This window comes from Pseudoalteromonas sp. 5Ae-yellow (assembly GCF_014077565.1).
Classification (GTDB): domain Bacteria; phylum Pseudomonadota; class Gammaproteobacteria; order Enterobacterales; family Alteromonadaceae; genus Pseudoalteromonas.
Map to the genome: position 1 here is coordinate 1 of NZ_JACGWD010000143.1, position 1452 is coordinate 1452.

The 1452-nt window shown below is 49.0% G+C and carries 1 rRNA gene; it reads left to right on the plus strand.

What is annotated here, in order from left to right:
* Positions 1 to 20 precede the first annotated feature (20 nt).
* Positions 21 to 1452 (plus strand): 23S ribosomal RNA (locus tag H4J63_RS19680); the annotation flags it as partial.

A 1452-nucleotide genomic window follows, 5' to 3' on the forward strand; every position in this document is an offset into this window, starting at 1 on the left:
AAGACCCGTTTGGGTTGTATGGTTAAGTGACTAAGCGTACACGGTGGATGCCTTGGCAGTTGGAGGCGATGAAGGACGTATTAACTTGCGATAAGCCTAGTCAAGCTAGTAAAAAGCACTTGAGACTAGGATTTCCGAATGGGGAAACCCACCTGCTTGCAGGTATCGTTAACTGAATACATAGGTTAACGAGGCGAACGCGGAGAACTGAAACATCTAAGTACCCGTAGGAAAAGAAATCAACCGAGATTCCGAAAGTAGCGGCGAGCGAAATCGGAACAGCCCTTAAGCTTATTATGTGTTAATGGAAGGCTGCTGGAAAGCGCCACGATACAGGGTGATAGTCCCGTACATGAAAAGACATTTTAAGTGAAATCGAGTAGGTCGGAGCACGTGAAACTTTGACTGAATATAGGTGGACCATCATCTAAGGCTAAATACTCCCAACTGACCGATAGTGAACCAGTACCGTGAGGGAAAGGCGAAAAGAACCCCTGTGAGGGGAGTGAAATAGAACCTGAAACCGTGTACGTACAAGCAGTAGGAGCCCACTTGTTGGGTGACTGCGTACCTTTTGTATAATGGGTCAGCGACTTATATTTTGTAGCGAGGTTAACCGAATAGGGTAGCCGTAGGGAAACCGAGTCTTAACTGGGCGAATAGTTGCAAGGTATAGACCCGAAACCCGGTGATCTAGCCATGGGCAGGTTGAAGGTTGAGTAACATCAACTGGAGGACCGAACCCACTAACGTTGAAAAGTTAGGGGATGACCTGTGGCTAGGAGTGAAAGGCTAATCAAACCGGGAGATAGCTGGTTCTCCCCGAAATCTATTTAGGTAGAGCCTCGGACGAATACTTACGGGGGTAGAGCACTGTTAAGGCTAGGGGGTCATCCCGACTTACCAACCCTTTGCAAACTCCGAATACCGTAAAGTAATATCCGGGAGACACACGGCGGGTGCTAACGTCCGTCGTGAAGAGGGAAACAACCCAGACCGCCAGCTAAGGTCCCAAAGTCATAGTTAAGTGGGAAACGATGTGGAAAGGCCCAGACAGCCAGGAGGTTGGCTTAGAAGCAGCCATCCTTTAAAGAAAGCGTAATAGCTCACTGGTCGAGTCGGTCTGCGCGGAAGATGTAACGGGGCTAAACTATGCACCGAAGCTGCGGATTCAGAATTTATTCTGAGTGGTAGGGGAGCGTTCTGTAAGCGGTTGAAGGTGTACCGGGAGGTATGCTGGACGTATCAGAAGTGCGAATGCTGACATGAGTAACGATAATGGGAGTGAAAAACTCCCACGCCGGAAGACCAAGGGTTCCTATCCCATGTTAATCAGGGTAGGGTAAGTCGACCCCTAAGGCGAGGCCGAAAGGCGTAGTCGATGGGAAACAGATTAATATTTCTGTACTCGATATAATTGCGATGGGGGGACGGAGCAGGCTAAGCAAGCAT